The 15,307-nt window shown below is 67.8% G+C and carries 14 protein-coding genes; 5 read left to right on the top strand and 9 right to left on the bottom strand.

The window, feature by feature from the left end:
• Positions 1–17 precede the first annotated feature (17 nt).
• Positions 18–404, bottom strand: coding sequence for an Rv3235 family protein (locus ACYVG2_RS02675; RefSeq protein ID WP_307363265.1), 387 nt, complete (start codon positions 402–404; stop codon positions 18–20).
• Between the two features lie 124 nt (positions 405–528).
• Here ACYVG2_RS02675 and ACYVG2_RS02670 point away from each other — a divergent pair, with 124 nt between their 5' ends.
• Positions 529–1,119, top strand: a complete 591-nt coding sequence (locus tag ACYVG2_RS02670; protein ID WP_448964914.1) for a hypothetical protein — start codon at positions 529–531, stop codon at positions 1,117–1,119.
• Positions 1,120–1,124: 5 nt separating this feature from the next.
• On the opposite strand, the gene ACYVG2_RS02665 is transcribed toward ACYVG2_RS02670, so the two are convergent.
• Positions 1,125–1,400 carry a helix-turn-helix domain-containing protein gene (locus tag ACYVG2_RS02665; RefSeq protein WP_448964915.1) on the bottom strand — a complete coding sequence of 92 codons (276 nt, stop codon included), beginning with the start codon at positions 1,398–1,400 and terminating at the stop codon, positions 1,125–1,127.
• 99 nt (positions 1,401–1,499) lie between these two features.
• On the opposite strand from ACYVG2_RS02665, the gene ACYVG2_RS02660 reads away from it, so the two are divergent.
• Both ACYVG2_RS02660 and ACYVG2_RS02655 read left to right on the top strand, forming a co-directional pair.
• Positions 1,500–2,120 (top strand): SAF domain-containing protein, encoded by a 621-nt coding sequence (locus tag ACYVG2_RS02660; protein ID WP_460779561.1) that lies wholly within the window; start codon positions 1,500–1,502, stop codon positions 2,118–2,120.
• A complete protein-coding gene (locus ACYVG2_RS02655; RefSeq protein ID WP_460779560.1) occupies positions 2,117–3,403 on the top strand; it encodes an AAA family ATPase in 1,287 nt (428 codons plus the stop codon). Before ACYVG2_RS02660 ends, ACYVG2_RS02655 begins: the two co-directional genes overlap by 4 nt.
• Here the strand turns inward: ACYVG2_RS02655 and ACYVG2_RS02650 are convergent.
• Together ACYVG2_RS02650 and secA are read right to left on the bottom strand one after the other, a co-directional pair.
• Complete coding sequence (locus ACYVG2_RS02650) at positions 3,294–4,520, bottom strand: pyridoxal phosphate-dependent aminotransferase (protein ID WP_448964918.1); 1,227 nt, start codon at positions 4,518–4,520, stop codon at positions 3,294–3,296. The genes ACYVG2_RS02655 and ACYVG2_RS02650 overlap by 110 nt on opposite strands.
• Positions 4,521–4,585: 65 nt before the next feature.
• The gene (gene secA, locus ACYVG2_RS02645) at positions 4,586–7,399 is read right to left on the bottom strand and encodes a preprotein translocase subunit SecA (RefSeq protein ID WP_460779559.1); all 2,814 of its coding nucleotides are present in this window, start codon (positions 7,397–7,399) and stop codon (positions 4,586–4,588) included.
• Positions 7,400–7,568: 169 nt separating this feature from the next.
• Between secA and ACYVG2_RS02640 the strand changes: the two genes are divergently transcribed.
• Positions 7,569–8,156 carry a PadR family transcriptional regulator gene (locus ACYVG2_RS02640; RefSeq protein WP_460779558.1) on the top strand — a complete coding sequence of 196 codons (588 nt, stop codon included), beginning with the start codon at positions 7,569–7,571 and terminating at the stop codon, positions 8,154–8,156.
• Between the two features lie 58 nt (positions 8,157–8,214).
• On the top strand, positions 8,215–9,537 hold the full coding sequence (locus tag ACYVG2_RS02635) for a coiled-coil domain-containing protein (RefSeq protein WP_460779557.1): 1,323 nt from the start codon (positions 8,215–8,217) through the stop codon (positions 9,535–9,537).
• Positions 9,538–9,603: 66 nt separating this feature from the next.
• Here the strand turns inward: ACYVG2_RS02635 and hpf are convergent, their stop codons facing one another.
• The 5 genes from hpf to mtrA form a co-directional block, all read right to left on the bottom strand.
• Positions 9,604–10,260, bottom strand: a complete 657-nt coding sequence (hpf, locus tag ACYVG2_RS02630; protein ID WP_448964922.1) for a ribosome hibernation-promoting factor, HPF/YfiA family — start codon at positions 10,258–10,260, stop codon at positions 9,604–9,606.
• A gap of 98 nt (positions 10,261–10,358) precedes the next feature.
• On the bottom strand, positions 10,359–11,024 hold the full coding sequence (locus ACYVG2_RS02625; RefSeq protein ID WP_460779556.1) for a ComF family protein: 666 nt from the start codon (positions 11,022–11,024) through the stop codon (positions 10,359–10,361).
• 89 nt (positions 11,025–11,113) lie between these two features.
• Positions 11,114–12,823: an LpqB family beta-propeller domain-containing protein gene (locus ACYVG2_RS02620; RefSeq protein ID WP_460779555.1), complete on the bottom strand. Its 1,710-nt coding sequence runs from the start codon at positions 12,821–12,823 to the stop codon at positions 11,114–11,116.
• On the bottom strand, positions 12,820–14,523 hold the full coding sequence (mtrB, locus tag ACYVG2_RS02615) for an MtrAB system histidine kinase MtrB (protein ID WP_460779554.1): 1,704 nt from the start codon (positions 14,521–14,523) through the stop codon (positions 12,820–12,822). The genes ACYVG2_RS02620 and mtrB overlap by 4 nt, the downstream gene beginning before the upstream one ends.
• A gap of 9 nt (positions 14,524–14,532) precedes the next feature.
• The gene (gene mtrA / locus ACYVG2_RS02610; protein WP_460779553.1) at positions 14,533–15,213 is read right to left on the bottom strand and encodes an MtrAB system response regulator MtrA; all 681 of its coding nucleotides are present in this window, start codon (positions 15,211–15,213) and stop codon (positions 14,533–14,535) included.
• Between the last annotated feature and the right edge of the window lie 94 nt (positions 15,214–15,307).

Raw genomic sequence — 15,307 nt, 5'->3', positions numbered from 1 at the left:
GGCGCGCGTCGTACCGCTCAGAGCACCGCGAACGAGGTGGCGCGCCAACGCCGGTCAAGACCTTCCAGTCGGATGGCCACGGCCCGCGTCCGTCCAGGACCGGCCACGATGACGACCGCTTCCACGACGCCGTCCGCGGGAAGGGTCTCCCTGATCGAGAGGACCTCGAACACCGGTCTCGCCGGCGGGACCCCACGTGCGCTGCGCGCCCGCGCGGACAGGTTCGCCCTCGCGCCGAGCTTGCGGAACGCGTCTTCGCTGAACCAGCGCGCGAGTTGATCGAGCTCGCGTACCCCGGCGAACACCTCGAGCACTCCCTGAGTGAGACTTCGCAGCAGCTGCGTGGGGTTCGGCAGGTCTGCTGCCGGAGTCGGCTGCGGGGCGAAGTACTCGTGAAGCGTCATCGTATTCACTTTCGTTTTCGATGCGTGCCAGTAGACCACGTCGCACCGCTCGCGCGCCAGGTCCTGAATCCAAACTGTGGATAACTCCCTCAGCGATCGGATCCTCTCCCCTACGCTCTATCGCGTGCACTGGGATCGTCTGTTCGAAGACCTGGAAGGTCAGCTCGCCGCCGAGTGGGAGGCGGAGCGGGCTGTCCTCGACGCGGAGTCCGAGCGACTGCGCATCGCGAAGCTCACGCTGCGCACTCGGCTGCGCAGACTCTCGCACGACGCCGCGCTGATCGGCCTGCGGCTGGCGGGCGGCGAACGCCGATCGGTTCGCGTGCACGCCGTCGGCGCCGATTGGATCGCCGTGCAGACCGACGATGTCGGCGGTGCGCTCGTCGTTCCGCTGGCTGCGGTGACGAGCGTCGAGACCGCGCACGGCGCGTTGCTGTCGACCCTGGAGGACGCCCCACTGCCGGCCGACGAGCTGCGCGAGCGGATGACGTTCGGATTCCTGATGCGCGACCTCGCCCGCCGTCGAACCCCGCTGCGCTTCTCACTGCGGGACGGCGAGGGCCTGCACGGGACGATCGACCGCGCCGGTGCCGACCATCTCGATCTCGCCGTGCACGATCCCGGTCAGGCCCGACGTGCCGACGCGGTGCGCGCGTTCCGCATCATCCCGTTCGATGCGATCCTGTCGGCACGGATGGAAGGCGCGGCACTCTGAGCGTGCTAGCGGGTCGGGCGCTGCGTGCCCCAGACCTCGGGGAAACTCGCCGCGTCCGCCTGCTGCCACAGCGCCATGCGCCTGGCCTGTTCGGTCTGCTCGGCGAGGTAGTCGGAGATGCTGTCCTCGGCCACTCGCCACCGCGCCGGCGTGCCCAGTTGCGCGCCGCGCAGCTGACCGCTCATGATGAGCGCGATCACCTCTTCGACCTCGATCGAGAGCAGCTCGGCGACCTGCGCGGGCGCGAGGAAGCGAGGAGCAGATGCGGGCGAATCGGCCATGTACTCATTGTCCCCCGCCCAGCATGCCCGGATGCCCCGGCAGCATCACGTTGTGGATAACTTTCGACTCCCCGTCGCCGATTCTGTGACGATGTGGGGATGATGACCCAATCACGCACCCGGCGTGCCTTCTGGGGCGACATCCGATTCCTCATCGGCATCGCACTGGTGATCCTCTCCGTCGTCGGTGTCTGGCTGATCGTGTCGTCGGCGCGCCAGACGACACCGGTGCTGCAGGCGGATCGCACCATCGCACAGGGCGAGGCGCTGATCTCCGACGACTTCCGCATCGTCGAGGTCAGCCTCGGCAGCGTCGTCGACGGCTACCTCGCGCCCCAGGATCTCGAGCCGGGCATGATCGCGTCGCGCACGTTGGAGGACGGCGAGCTCCTGCCCGCGACCGCGGCGGCCGACGCGCAGTCCAGCCGCACCACCAGCATCGTGGTCGAGAGCAGCGTCGGCATCCCGGAGAGCGTCGCCGTCGGCACCCCCGTCGAACTGTGGTTCGCGCCGCGGCTGGCGGAGACCGAGGAGTTCGACGCGCCGCGCATCCTCGTCGCCGACGTCGTCGTCGCATCCATTCCCGAGACCGATGGCATGCTCGCGCAGCGCAGTGCGATGCTCGAGATCGTCATCGATCGATCCGACGTCGCAGACGTCCTCGCGGCGATCACCGGCGGCGCTGCGCTCTCCGTGGTCCCGCTCGGGCACAGCTCATGACATCGGTCGTGATCGGCCTGGAGGAACCGCGGGCGTCGGCCCTCAGGATCGAGCTCGAGCGCGACGGCCTCCAGGTCCTGGGAATCGTCGAGCCGTCGCAACTGACCTCCGCGCTCCTGTCCGAGGCGGATGCGGTGATCCTTCCCGCCACCCGCGCCGCGCTGACGAGCGCGCTGGTGGAGGCCTGCGACCGTTCCGGTGTGCGGATCATCACGCTCGGGTCGGGCGATTCCCGCCTGCTCGGCAGGTTCGGACTTCCCGAGGCGCTCCCGGCGGATGCTGACGCCTGGCAGATCGCCGATGCCCTGTCCGAGGAGGCGCCGGTCACCTCACCGCCGGCGGAGCCGTCCAGGCGTCGGGTGATCGCGGTGTGGGGTCCGCACGGCGCGCCGGGCCGCTCGACCGTCGCCATCCAGCTCGCCGTCGAACTGACTCGAACGGGCCAGACCTGCGCGCTCGTCGATGCGGACACGGTGGCACCGTCCCTCGCGCTGCTGCTCGGACTCGGCGATGACGCCCCCGGGATCGCCGCGGCGTGCCGTCGCGCCGAACTCGGCGGACTCGATGCCGCGGAGCTGGGCCGGCTCGCCACCGAGGTCGAGACGAGCGGGGGCACTGTCGAGGTTCTGGGCGGGCTCAACAGGCCTTCCCGCTGGCCGGAGATCGCGGCAAGGCGCCTGAGTGCGACGCTTCAGGTCTGCCGCGAGTGGGTGGACACGACGGTCGTCGACGTGTCCGCGGCGTTCGATGCCGATGAGGAGATCACCGACGACCTCGCAGGACCGCGGCGCAACGCCGCCACCACGACCGTGCTGCGCGAGGCCGATGTGATCGTGGCGGTGACAGCGGCCGACCCCCTGTCCATATCGCGGTTCCTCCGGGATCACGCCGAACTGCGCAGGCTCGTCGGCCCCGCGGCCCGCATCACGGTCGTCGCGAACCAGGTGCGCCCCGGACCGCTCGGTATCGACGCTCGAGGACAGATCCGAGGTGCGCTGGAGCGTTTCGCCGGCATCACGGACGTGGCCTTCCTGCCTCTCGATCCGCGCGCAGCCGACGCCGCGCTGCTGCACGCGCGGCCGATGGCCGACGTGACACCGCGTTCCGTGCTGGTGGCTGCTGTGCGTCGTCTCGCCGCGAGTCTGGAGCCGTCGAGGGCGGCCTACGCCGATCTCACTGCCGATAGTCGGCGAGGAAGTTCCCGAGTCTCTCGATGGCTTCGCCCAGCACGCGGGGTTCGGGCAGCGTCACCACTCGGAAGTGATCCGGAGTGGGCCAGTTGAACCCGGTGCCCTGCACGAGCAGGATGTGCTCGGAGACGAGCAGGTCGTAGACGAACTTCCCGTCGTCGTGTATCTCGTGCACGTCGGGGTCCAGTCGCGGGAACGCGTAGAGGGCGCCCAGAGGCTTGACGCACGAGACACCGGGAATCGATTCCAGTCCCTCCCAGGCGACATCGCGCTGCTCGAGCAGACGCCCGGTGGGAGCGATGAGAGCATCGATCGACTGCACACCGCTCAGGGCGGCCTGCACAGCGTGCTGAGCGGGCACGTTCGGGCAGAGCCTGGTAGATGCGAGCAGTGTGATGCCCTCGAGGAAGCCCTTGGCGTGGTCCTGCGGTCCGGTGATGACCATCCAACCGGAGCGGAAGCCGGCGACCCGGTACGTCTTGGAAAGCCCGTTGAACGTCAGACAGAGCAGATCCGGTGCGAGCGTCGCCGTCGGAATGTGGACGGCGTCGTCGAACAGGATCCGGTCGTAGATCTCGTCCGAGAGGATCAGCAGTTCGTTCTCGCGGGCGATCTGCACCAGCCCCTCGAGCACCGCCCGAGAGTACACGGCACCCGTGGGGTTGTTCGGGTTGATGATGACGATCGCCTTCGTGGCAGGCGTCACCTTCGAGCGGATGTCCTCCAGGTCGGGTTCCCAACCGCTGAGCTCGTCGCAGACGTAATGCACCGGCGTGCCACCGGCGAGGCTCGTCATCGCGGTCCACAGGGGATAATCCGGAGCGGGGATGAGCACCTCGTCGCCCTGATCCAGAAGCGCCTGCATCGTCATCGTGATGAGCTCTGAGACGCCGTTGCCGAGGTACACGTCATCCGGGTCGAACGGCGGGAACCCCTCGATCTGCTCGTAGCGGCTCACGACCGCACGTCGCGCGGAGACGATGCCGCGGCTGTCGCTGTAGCCGTGCGCGGTCGGAAGCGCGGCGAGCATGTCGTGCACGATCTGATGCGGCGCCTCGAACCCGAAGATCGCCGGATTGCCCGTGTTGAGCTTGAGGACGTTGTGGCCCTCCGCCTCCAGCCGTGCCGCCTCGACGAGCGCTTTGCCGCGGATCTCGTACAGGACGTTCTTGAGCTTCGACGACTGGTCGAAGTGGCGTGAAGGGGTCATTGAGAAATCCTACCGGCACGCGCCGGGTGCCGAGCGCCGCCCACGCGACGGCGCTCAGCCCGCTGTCACTTCTTCTTCTTGCCCTGCGCCCGTCGCTGCTCGCGGTTGCCTGCGGCAGGAGCCGCGGCATCCGTCCGCTGGCCGAAGGCGCCGCGCGGCCCCTGCTCGGGCGCGACCGGGGGCTCTCCGTCGGATGCGGCAGCGGCAGCGGCCGCCTGACGCAGACGATCCGTCGCCGACTGCTGAACCTGTCCGCGGTCGTTGCGCACCTCGACCTCACCGGCGTCGTTGGGCGCTGAGTACTCCAGCCGCTGCTCTCCGCCGTCGGTCGCGAGGCCCTTGGCCTCGACCTCGGTGGTCTCCGAATCGCCGGCGCGGCGCACCTCGACCTCGAGGTTGTAGAGGTAGCCGACCGACTCCTCCTTGATCTGACCCATCATGGACTGGAACATCGCGTAGCCCTCGCGCTGATACTCGATCAGCGGGTCGCGCTGAGCCATCGCCCGCAGCCCGATGCCGTCCTTGAGGTAGTCCATCTCGTAGAGGTGGTCGCGCCAGCGGCGATCGAGGACCTGCAGCACGACGCGACGCTCCAGCTCGCGGGTGGCGGCCTCGCCGAGCGTCTCCTCGCGCTTCTCGTACGCGATCTTCGCGTCGGAGAGCAGCTCCCTGGTGAGTCCGTCGGCGTCGATTCCGCCCTTGCGTCCGCTGGCCTCGGCGACGACCTCATCGATCGTGACGCTCACCGGGTACAGCGTCTTGAGCTCGGTCCAGAGCGCGTCGAAGTCCCAGCTCTCGTTGTGGCCCGCACTGGTGTGATCCGCGACGACGCCGGTGATGGCGTCCTCGATGAAGTGCTGAACACGGCCGGCGATGTCGTCGCCCTGCAGGATGTGCCTGCGGTCGGCGTAGATCGCCTCGCGCTGACGGTTGAGGACGTCGTCGTACTTCAGCACGTTCTTGCGCATCTCGGCGTTGCGGGATTCGACCTGGGACTGCGCGCTGCGGATCGCCCGCGAGACCAGACCGGATTCGATCGGGACGTCGTCCGGGAAGTTGGTGCGCGCGAGGATCGCCTCGGCTGCGCCGGACTGGAACAGGCGCATGAGGTCGTCGGTGAGGCTGAGGTAGAACCGGCTCTCACCGGGGTCGCCCTGGCGGCCGGAGCGGCCGCGAAGCTGGTTGTCGATGCGGCGCGACTCGTGGCGCTCCGTTCCGAGCACGTAGAGGCCGCCGGCCTCGGTGACCTTGGAGCTCTCCTCTGCGACGACGGCCTTCATCGCCTCGTACGTCTCGTCCCAGGCGGCCTCGTACTCCTCCGGGGTCTCGGCGGGGTCGAGCCCCTTGGACTTGAGCTCCTGCACCGCCAGGAACTCGGCGTTGCCTCCCAGCATGATGTCCGTGCCGCGGCCGGCCATGTTGGTCGCGACGGTGACCGCGCCCAGGCGTCCGGCGCGCGCGACGATCTCGGCCTCACGTGCATGGTTCTTGGCGTTGAGGACCTCGTGCTTGATGCCCTTCTTCGCCAGCAGCCGGGAGAGGTACTCGCTCTTCTCGACACTGACCGTGCCGACCAGCACGGGCTGCCCGGTCTCGTGACGCTCGACGATGTCCTCCACGACCTGCGCGAACTTCGCCGTCTCGTTCTTGTACACGAGGTCGGCGTTGTCCTTGCGGATCATCGGCCGGTTCGTGGGGATCTGCACCACGCCGAGCTTGTACGTCGACATGAACTCCGCGGCCTCGGTCTCGGCCGTACCCGTCATGCCGGCGAGCTTGTCGTAGAGACGGAAGTAGTTCTGCAGCGTCACCGTCGCGAGAGTCTGGTTCTCCGCCTTGACCGGGACGCCCTCCTTGGCCTCGATCGCCTGGTGGATGCCCTCGTTGTAGCGACGACCGACCAGGATGCGCCCGGTGTGCTCGTCGACGATCATGACCTCGTCGTTCATGACGACGTAGTCGGTGTTCTTCTTGAACAGGGCGAGTGCCTTGATCGAGTTGTTGAGGAACGAGATCAGTGGAGTGTTGGCCGATTCGTAGAGGTTGTCGATGCCGAGGTAGTCCTCGACCTTCTCGATACCGGGCTCCAGCACACCGATCGTGCGCTTCTTCTCATCCACCTCGTAGTCCTCGCCGGGCTCGAGCGTGCGGGCGATCTTCGCGAACTCGGTGAACCAGCGGTTCGCCTCACCGGAGGACGGACCCGAGATGATGAGCGGGGTGCGCGCCTCGTCGATCAGGATCGAGTCCACTTCGTCGACGATCGCGAAGAAGTGCTCCCGCTGGACGAGATCCTCCTTGCGCCACGCCATGTTGTCGCGCAGATAATCGAAGCCGAACTCGTTGTTCGTGCCGTAGGTGATGTCGGCGGCGTACTGCTCGCGTCGGACGGCGGGCGTCTGCCCGGAGACGATGATTCCGGTCTTCATGCCGAGGGCCCGGAACACGCGTCCCATGAGCTCGGCCTGGTAGGAGGCGAGGAAGTCGTTGACCGTGATGATGTGCACGCCCTTGCCGGCGATCGCATTCAGATAGGCCGGGAAGGTCGCGACGAGCGTCTTGCCCTCACCCGTCTTCATTTCGGCGATGTTGCCGAGGTGGAGGGCGGCTCCACCCATCAGCTGCACGTCGTAGGCGCGCATGCCCAGGGTGCGCTTGGCGGCTTCACGGACGGCTGCGAACGCCTCCGGCATCAGCTGATCGAGCGTCTCGCCTTTGTCGAACCGCTCCCTGAACTCAGCGGTCTCATTCGAGAGCTCCTCATCCGTGAGCTTCTCGAAGTCCTCCTCCAGCGCGCCGACGGCCTTCACGACCTGATTCAGGCGGCGGAGGATACGGCCCTCGCCGGCTCGCAGCAGCTTCTCAAGAGGATTCGCCACTTAAGTCATCTCCCTGTTGTGGGTGTGAACCCGGCAACCCAGATCGGGCTTCGGTACCGGGGCATACCTCGCTATGTTACCGGCCGGTGACCTTTGGATCCTCTGGATTCGCCATTCCTGCGGCGTTGCCGAGTATGCATATGCTGGGAAAGCACTTCAGGAGGTCGTCATGTCGGTACGTCAGAGCCTGCTCGCCATCCTCGATCAGGGTCCCTGCTACGGATACCAGCTGCGCCACGAGTTCGACCGTCGAACCGGGTCCACGTGGCGACTCAACGTCGGTCAGATCTACAACACGCTGGAACGTCTCGAGCGCGACGGACTCGTCGGCCGCGGTGAGGCCGACGAGCAGGGTCATGTCTACTGGCACATCACGGATGCCGGATCCGCAGAGGTCGCCCGATGGTTCTCCTCCCCCGTCGTGCGGGGCGAGGCGGCCCGAGACGAGCTCGCGATCAAGCTCGCAGTGGCCGCGACGCTGCCGGGTGTGGATGCCGGTGCGCTGATCCGTGCGCAGCGTTCCGAGTCCGAGGCTCGCGCGCGGTCGCTGCGTGAGGCCCCGTCGGATGGACTCGCCGCCGCACTCATCGCGGATGCCATGCTCTTCAGCGCGGAAGCAGAGCTGCGCTGGCTCGATCGCGTGGAGCAGCGCCTCTCCGAGCATCCGCATCACGCGATCGGCGTCGAGCTCTCGGCCGAACGACCCAAACGCGGGCGCCCTGTGAAGAGCGCCTCCGCCACCTCGTGCCCCGTATGAATTTCGCCCGGAGCGGATGCTCAGCCTCCTGATCACCATGGGTCACTAAGATCGACCCATGGCCGGATTCTGGGGTAAGCGCAAGCGCGAAGAAGAAGCTGCCCAGGCAGCGCAGGACGCCGATCTCGCACGCAAGGCCGAGCAGGCGCTGGTCGCTGCGGACGAGCGCATCCGCACAGCGGGCGACGAGCTCGCTTTCGCCGAGGCCGAGCTGGGCCTGTCGCTCACGAAGGACATGAAGGCAGCCCTTGAGGCGGTTCGCACGCACCTGCGCGAAGCGTTCCAGCTGCACCAGCTCAACCACGACGAGATCCCGGACACCGACGAGGAGCTCCGCACGCGCAACGCTCGGATCGTGCAGCTGTGCGACTGGGCAGAAGACCTGCTGGACGAGAAGACCTCGGCACTGGCCGAATCGATCGCGAAGGTGCGCCGCGCGCCGGAGGTGCGCGAGAAGGTGCGCACTGACGCCGAGAAGCTGTCGGCTCGACTGCCGCAGGCCAGGGACATCATCGAGCGCCTCTCCACGCGATACGCCGAGAGCGCGCTGCACCAGATCCGCAACAGCGCCGACGAAGCAGAGCAGCTCATCGCGTTCGCCACGCACGGTGCCGACGTCGCAGAGCGGCGACGCGCCGCGAGGCAGAACGAGGAGGCGAACCTCGCGCTGGAGACCGCGACGGAGGCCATCCGTCGCGTCGGTGCACTGCTGGACGCCGTCGAGGACTTCGAGATCGAGGCGCTGCGCGCAGAGTCCACGCTCGCCGAGGTCGTCGCCGATTCACGCGGCGACATCATCGCCGCGCGAACCGCACCGAAGGTGCCGGCTGTCACCGAGGCCACGGCCGAGCTCGAGAAGGCTCTGGACTCGTTGGAGCCGGCAGGTTCGCGCAACGACCCGTTCGCCGAGCTCACCCGACTTCGCACGGCCAACACCGCGCTCGACGACGCGATCGCCAAGGCGCACTATCGCGTTCAGAATCCGCTGCCGAGCATCGCTCAGGTGCAGCATGCCCTGGACGACGCCGATCGGCAGCTCGGCGTCGCACGCGGACTGATCTCAGGGCACCGCGGGTGGATCGGCGCCGACGCGCGCACGCGCTTCGCCGAGGCCGAGCGACTGCGCATCGACATCCCCGAGCTCATGGCCGCGGAGGACACGCGCGAACAGGCACTGGCCGGCGCACGTCGCGTCGCGCAGCTCGCCGCCGAAGCGCTGCAGCTCGCGCAGCGCGACATCGATTCGGCGCGGCCGCAGCAGCAACAGCAGGACTGGGGCGGCGGCTGGGGCGGCGGACGCCGAGGTGGCGGCGGCGACGTGATGGGCGGCATCATGGGCGGCCTCGTCATCGGGAGCATCCTCGACGGCATCTTCGACTGAGCGACGAGAGAAGGGGCCCGGTATCCGCGGATGCCGGGCCCCTTCTCGTGCCTCAAGACCTCTGTCTCAGGACGCGAGAGCTTCTGCGGGAGGAGCCTGCGCCGTGAGCGAGATCACACCGTAGTCCCAGCCCTTGCGCCGGTAGACCACACTCGGGTGATCGGTGCGCACGTCGACGAACAGGAAGAAGTCGTGTCCGACGAGCTCCATCCGGTCCACGGCCTCCTCGACCGTCATCCACTCCGCATCGAAGTTCTTCGTGCGGATGACGACGGGAGAGTACGCCTCTTCCTCTTCGTTCTGCACAGGCACCGTTCCGGTCGCGACAGCGTGCAGGATGTCCGCGGATGCGGGTTCGACATCGATCCCCTCCAGCGAGCCACTGCCCTTCTCGAAATGCGCTCCGCGAGGGTGCTGACGCCCATCGACGCGCTTCTCCTTCGCACGGCGCAGCTGCTGCGACATCTTGTCGATGGCGAGATCCAGAGCCACGAACTTGTCGCCGTCGACGGCCTCCGCTCGCACCACGGGGCCCTTCCCGACGAGCGTGAGTTCCACGGTCTCGTCCGGAACACGCCCGCCACGATAGGCGCGATGCGTGACTTTCACGTCCAGGCGCTGCGCCTTGGCGGCGAGCGGCTGCACGCGGGCGATCTTCTCCTCGACAACGGTTCGGAAGCGATCGGTGATTCCCACTCCGACGCCAACGATGCTTGTTTCCATTGCTGTCTCCTTGTCCCGGTCCTCCCGGCCAAGGGCGGACCGTGGTCGCCTTGTGACCCCCTACCGTAGTCTCCGTTCCGATGGATGTCACGGTTCATTCACGATGCGTTTCCCGGGAATCGGCTATGTCGAGGTGTGGCGGCGAGAGCCACGGCGCCATGCACCCGGAATCCCGCGCTTGTGAGGGCGCGGGCCGCTTCGTCGAGAGTGGCTCCGGTGGTCACGACGTCGTCGATCAGCAGCACGTCACCCGCATCCCGGGCGTGTCGCGCGCGCATGCTCCCCACCACGTTCCGTTCGCGCTCGGCGATCCCGAGTCCGCGCTGATCGGCCGTGACCCGCACGTTCTTCAAGACTCTCGACACCGGAAGCCCCGCACGACGGATCAGCAGTTCCGGCACGCGATAGCCTCGGCGTCGGAATGCTGCCCTCCCCGTCGGCACCGGCACGAAGGACAGATTCGATATGCTCCCCCGCGCCTGGTCCACGGCCACCGAGAGTGCCGAGCCGAGCGGCCTGGCCAGGACCGTCTCGCCGTCCTCCTTGAGGCTGCGGATGCATCGTGCCGCGACCCCTTCGTAGGCGAGTGCCGCCACCACGCCGAGCCCGCCCGGCGTCGCCCGACGCGTCGGAGTCGCGAGCAGAGCTCGTTCGCATTCATCGCACAGCAGTGTTCCGAGGACATCGCACCCCGCACAGCATCCTGACATCACGAAGGCGGCGAGTTCGTCGACGAGCGCGTTCCGTCGTTGTGAGCCAGGCATGCTCTCGAGCCTGCACCCGGTCCTCGCCGCCGTGACGCCCCTGGATCACGATCCGTGCAGAACCGGATCAGGCACGGTCTCGTGCAGTGCTACTGCCCCGCGTGCGTGCCGAGCACCAGCACACCGGAGAGCCCCATCTGCCACGTCGTGCCGCGCTGCGCGAAGAGCACGCCTTCCGAGTCGAGTATGCGCACCGCGGACGCCGCGCTGCCACCGGATATCGAGACCGACGCCCCCGGCGCCGCGGAGAACGTCCCCGTGCCGCCGACGTCCTGCGTCAGCACGACCCGGCTTCCGCCCGAGTCCACGAGAACGCTGAGATCGTCCTCCGCGACCCAGCTCAATCCGAGCGCCGTGCCATCCAACTGGGCCACCGTGTGCACGGGGCCCAACTCGACCGGCACCTGATCGTCGTCCCTGATGATCGCCGCCACGACGAGCCACTGCTGCCCGCCGATCGAGGCGACAGCGGCGACGCGGACGCCATCGGGTCCCACGCGCAGGTGCGAGATCGACGCGGCATCGGGGAAAGCGTTTCCGATCTCGACCGGCGTCACATCGGATCGCCAGGCGGTGAGGGCCTTCGGACTCGCCGCCGGTACCGACCACGTGTAGCCGTAGAGATCCATCGACGGTTCGACGAGTCCCGCCCTGGTATCGAGCTGGTCGACGCGTCCGTTCGCGACCGTGTACACCCCGCCGTCGTCCAGCTTGACCGCCGCGCGCGTGTCGTCGCTCGAGACGTCGACCGACACCACGGAGTCGGCGAGCTCGACCAGATCCTCCGAGATCCCGGGGTACGGCGAGATCTCATCGCCGAGGTAGAGACCGAATTCCGACTCGGTGAGCACGACCGTCCCCGTCTCCGTTCGCGGGGACTCGATCGTCGCGCGTCCGGCGTTCAGGTCGCGCCCGTTGACCATCAGCCGGACCTCGGTCACGCCGGGACGCAGAGTCTGCTCCAGTTGCGTGCGCATGCGGGCCAGCGCGGTGGCATCCAGAGCGAGAGCGCTCGCCGTCAGCTCGACAGTGGCCACCTTGTCCGTGTCGACGGGGACCGAATCTCGGGCGAGCGACACGTCGCTGGGGAAGGCGCTGCGCACGGCAGGGGCGAGCCACGGACTCGGCGCGCCCGACAGCAGCGCCTGGGTCAGCGTCGTCGCGATCTGCCCACGCCGCGGATACCACCGGGTGTCGGGAACCAGATGCGTCCAGCTCTGGTCGTAGTAGTGCAGCGCATAGCTGCGGAACACCTGCGGGAACGCCTCGGCGTCGAGGATGATGCCATCTGCCGCGACCGTGATCCGCCATTCCCCGTCGTCATTCTTGGCGACCTCGAACGAAACGACGGAGGTGTCTCCCGACAACTCCGAATAGGCGCCGAACTCGTTGACGCTGGCGGTCTGGTCGAGCAGGACGCGGACATCGCCCTCCTGCGCCAGGTCGCCGGCGCCGGAGACGTCCGCCGTGAACTCCCTCGCGGCGGCGCCCGAGTCGATCGTGACCCCCGCGCCTGGACGCCACGTCTCCGCGAGATCCGGGCTCAGGAACTCGCGAGCGGTCTTCCATCCTTCCGCAGGGGTGAGCGCGGCATCGAGGAAGCCCTCGACGATCTCCGCCGGACTCGCCCCCTCCAACGGTCCCGCGGCGATCTGGCTGATGTCCGGCGGCAGATCGACCTCGTCCAGGATGAGGCCGGACTTCACTTCGCCCGACGTCGGCAACGCGGCGCAGGCCGACAGCAGCACGGCGAACACGGTGAGCGCACCGACGAGGAGACCTCGACGTCCACGTGTCATGGGCGGTCCTCCTCTCCGGTCGGGATGGAATCCGTGAAATAGAGTTCGCGCAGCTCGGTGAGCTGAATCGGCTCCGTCGCAGGGCTGACGTCGGGCAGCGCCTCCTCCGGTTCGAGCGAGACCGGCGAGGGTCCGCCGATGTCTCCCGGCTGACGCGGCAGCGTGAGAACGAAGTTGGTCCCGACGGCGAGTTCGGACCACACCGCGAGCGTGCCGCCGTGCAAGCGTGCGTCTCCCAGGGCGATCGAGAGCCCGAGCCCGGTTCCGCCGATGGTGCGCTGGCGAGAGGGGTCGGCACGCCAGAACCTGTCGAACACGCGCTGAGCGTCGTCCGGATCCATGCCGAGGCCGAAGTCGCGCACGCCCACGGCGACAGCGTGCTGATTGCTGTCCACCGTGACGACGATCGGTCGGCCCTCGCCGTGCTCGATCGCGTTGCCGACGAGATTGCGCAGCACCCTGCGCACACGACGCGGATCCATGTCGACGGGCGTGTAACCACCGGGAGCGACCAGACGCAGCTCGGAGCCGCGGCCTTCGGCGAGCGGTTCCATCTGCTCGATCACATCCTCCGCGAGGGTGGCGAGGCTCGTCGCCTCGAGCTCCAGCTGCACGGACCCTGCGTCGTAGCGGCTGATCTCCAGGAGATCGGCGAGAAGCGTCTCGAAGCGCTGCACCTGCGTGTGCAGCAGTTCGGCCGTGCGATTCGTGGTCGGATCGAACTGATCGCGCTGGTCGTTGAGCATGTCGGCGGCGAGCCTGATCGTCGTGAGCGGCGTGCGCAGCTCGTGCGACACTTCGGAGACGAAGCGCTGCTGCACCAGGGACAGCTCGCCGAGCTCCTTGATCTGCGACTCGATGCTGTCGGCCATCGCGTTGAACGAACGGGCCAAGGTCGCCAGTTCGTCTTCGCCGTGCACCGGCAGTCGCACCTCCAGATCGCCCGAGGCCAGCCTCTCGCTGGTCTCGGCCGCCTCGATGATGGGCTTGGACACGGTGCGCAGCACGACCCACGAGATGCCGGCGATGATGGCGATGAGGATGAGACCGGCCGCCCACAGCGTGCTCTGCACGAACTGCAGCGTCTGCTGCGAGTCGGCGAGGTCATAGGCGATGTACACCTCGAACGCGCCGGCCTCCGGCACGATCAGCTGCTGCCCGACGATGATGCCGGGGGCCGTCGATCCGTCGGCCATGGGGAGAGCGACCGACTGCCATGCCTGGCGGTCCGGCAACGACACGACGCGTTCGCGCAGACCGGAACTCAGCAGGTCAGCGCTCAGGCCGCCGATCGTGAAGCCCCGCACACCGGTGCCGACCGGCGGCGCGTCGATCGCGTAGACGGCGATCAGCGACGACGAGGACACCCGCGGAATGGATTCCTGCACGTCCTGCCACAGTGCGCGCAGAGCGGAAGGATCATCCGCGACCTCTGCGGAATCCAGCGTCCGCTGCGCGGCGCCCACCGCACTTCGGGCATCGCTGAGGACCTCGTCCCGACGGGATTCGAAGAGGTTGTTCTGAATGACCAGCGCCATGATCAGGCTCGTCACGAAGATCGAGAATGAGGTCAGCAGGAGGGTGATGGAGATGATGCGGAAGCGCAGCGAACGACGCCACAGGGTGCCGATCGTCTCCGGCCATCCCCGCCAGTCGCGCCACAGCGCGACGGTCGTGGGCGTCGCGCTCGTCGCGGCCAACGCAGTCCCCTAGCCGACGCTCCCGGCCCGGTAGCCGACGCCCCGGACCGTCATCACGATCTTCGGCAGATCGGGGTCGAGTTCGACCTTCGCCCTGAGCCGCTGCACGTGCACGTTCACCAGCCGCGTGTCGGCCTTGTAGTGGTAGCCCCAGACCTGTTCGAGCAGCATCTCCCGCGAGAAGACCTGCTGAGGCTTCGACGCGAGGGCCACCAGCAGCTGGAACTCGAGCGCCGTGAGCGGGATCGGGGTCGTTCCGCGGCGCACCTCGTGCGCGTCGACGTCGACGACGAGATCGCCGATGCGCAGCACTTCACTCGTCGTCGAGGTCACCGGCCGCAGGCGGGTGCGGATTCGGGCGACGAGCTCCTTCGGGTTGAAGGGCTTGACCATGTAGTCGTCGGCGCCGACCTCGAGGCCGCGAACGACGTCTGCCGTGTCGCTGCGCGCGGTCAGCATGATGATGGGGATGCCGGATTCGGCACGGATCTGCGTGCAGATCTCGATCCCGTCCATTCCCGGCAGCATGAGGTCGAGCAGGACGAGGTCCGGACGCTGCGTGCGCCACTCCTCCACCGCCTTCGCGCCGTCAGCGCAGAACACCGGCTCGAAGCCTTCGGTGCGCAGCACGATTCCGATCATCTCGGCGAGTGCGGTGTCATCGTCGACCACGAGGATCCGTGAGGTCATCTGATCCCAGCCTCATCTTTCTCAGCATGTGCGCGGCGCCTGCGGGTCGCGGTGGAGCGCAGCACTTCCCAGCGTACTTCATGACAACGTTTCG

The organism is Microbacterium shaanxiense (assembly GCF_054779995.1).
The sequence above is the reverse complement of the archived record's forward strand: the minus strand, read 5'-3'. Positions and strand labels throughout refer to the sequence as shown.

What these genes read in the sequence shown, in the direction of transcription:
- ACYVG2_RS02675 (WP_307363265.1), bottom strand. Translation starts at nt 404, where the DNA reads ATGACGCTTCACGAGTACTTCGCCCCGCAGCCGACTCCGGCAGCAGAC.
- ACYVG2_RS02665 (WP_448964915.1), bottom strand. Translation starts at nt 1,400, where the DNA reads ATGGCCGATTCGCCCGCATCTGCTCCTCGCTTCCTCGCGCCCGCGCAG.
- ACYVG2_RS02660 (WP_460779561.1), top strand. Translation starts at nt 1,500, where the DNA reads ATGATGACCCAATCACGCACCCGGCGTGCCTTCTGGGGCGACATCCGA.
- ACYVG2_RS02655 (WP_460779560.1), top strand. Translation starts at nt 2,117, where the DNA reads ATGACATCGGTCGTGATCGGCCTGGAGGAACCGCGGGCGTCGGCCCTC.
- ACYVG2_RS02650 (WP_448964918.1), bottom strand. Translation starts at nt 4,520, where the DNA reads ATGACCCCTTCACGCCACTTCGACCAGTCGTCGAAGCTCAAGAACGTC.
- ACYVG2_RS02640 (WP_460779558.1), top strand. Translation starts at nt 7,569, where the DNA reads ATGTCGGTACGTCAGAGCCTGCTCGCCATCCTCGATCAGGGTCCCTGC.
- ACYVG2_RS02635 (WP_460779557.1), top strand. Translation starts at nt 8,215, where the DNA reads ATGGCCGGATTCTGGGGTAAGCGCAAGCGCGAAGAAGAAGCTGCCCAG.
- hpf (WP_448964922.1), bottom strand. Translation starts at nt 10,260, where the DNA reads ATGGAAACAAGCATCGTTGGCGTCGGAGTGGGAATCACCGATCGCTTC.
- ACYVG2_RS02625 (WP_460779556.1), bottom strand. Translation starts at nt 11,024, where the DNA reads ATGCCTGGCTCACAACGACGGAACGCGCTCGTCGACGAACTCGCCGCC.
- ACYVG2_RS02620 (WP_460779555.1), bottom strand. Translation starts at nt 12,823, where the DNA reads ATGACACGTGGACGTCGAGGTCTCCTCGTCGGTGCGCTCACCGTGTTC.
- mtrA (WP_460779553.1), bottom strand. Translation starts at nt 15,213, where the DNA reads ATGACCTCACGGATCCTCGTGGTCGACGATGACACCGCACTCGCCGAG.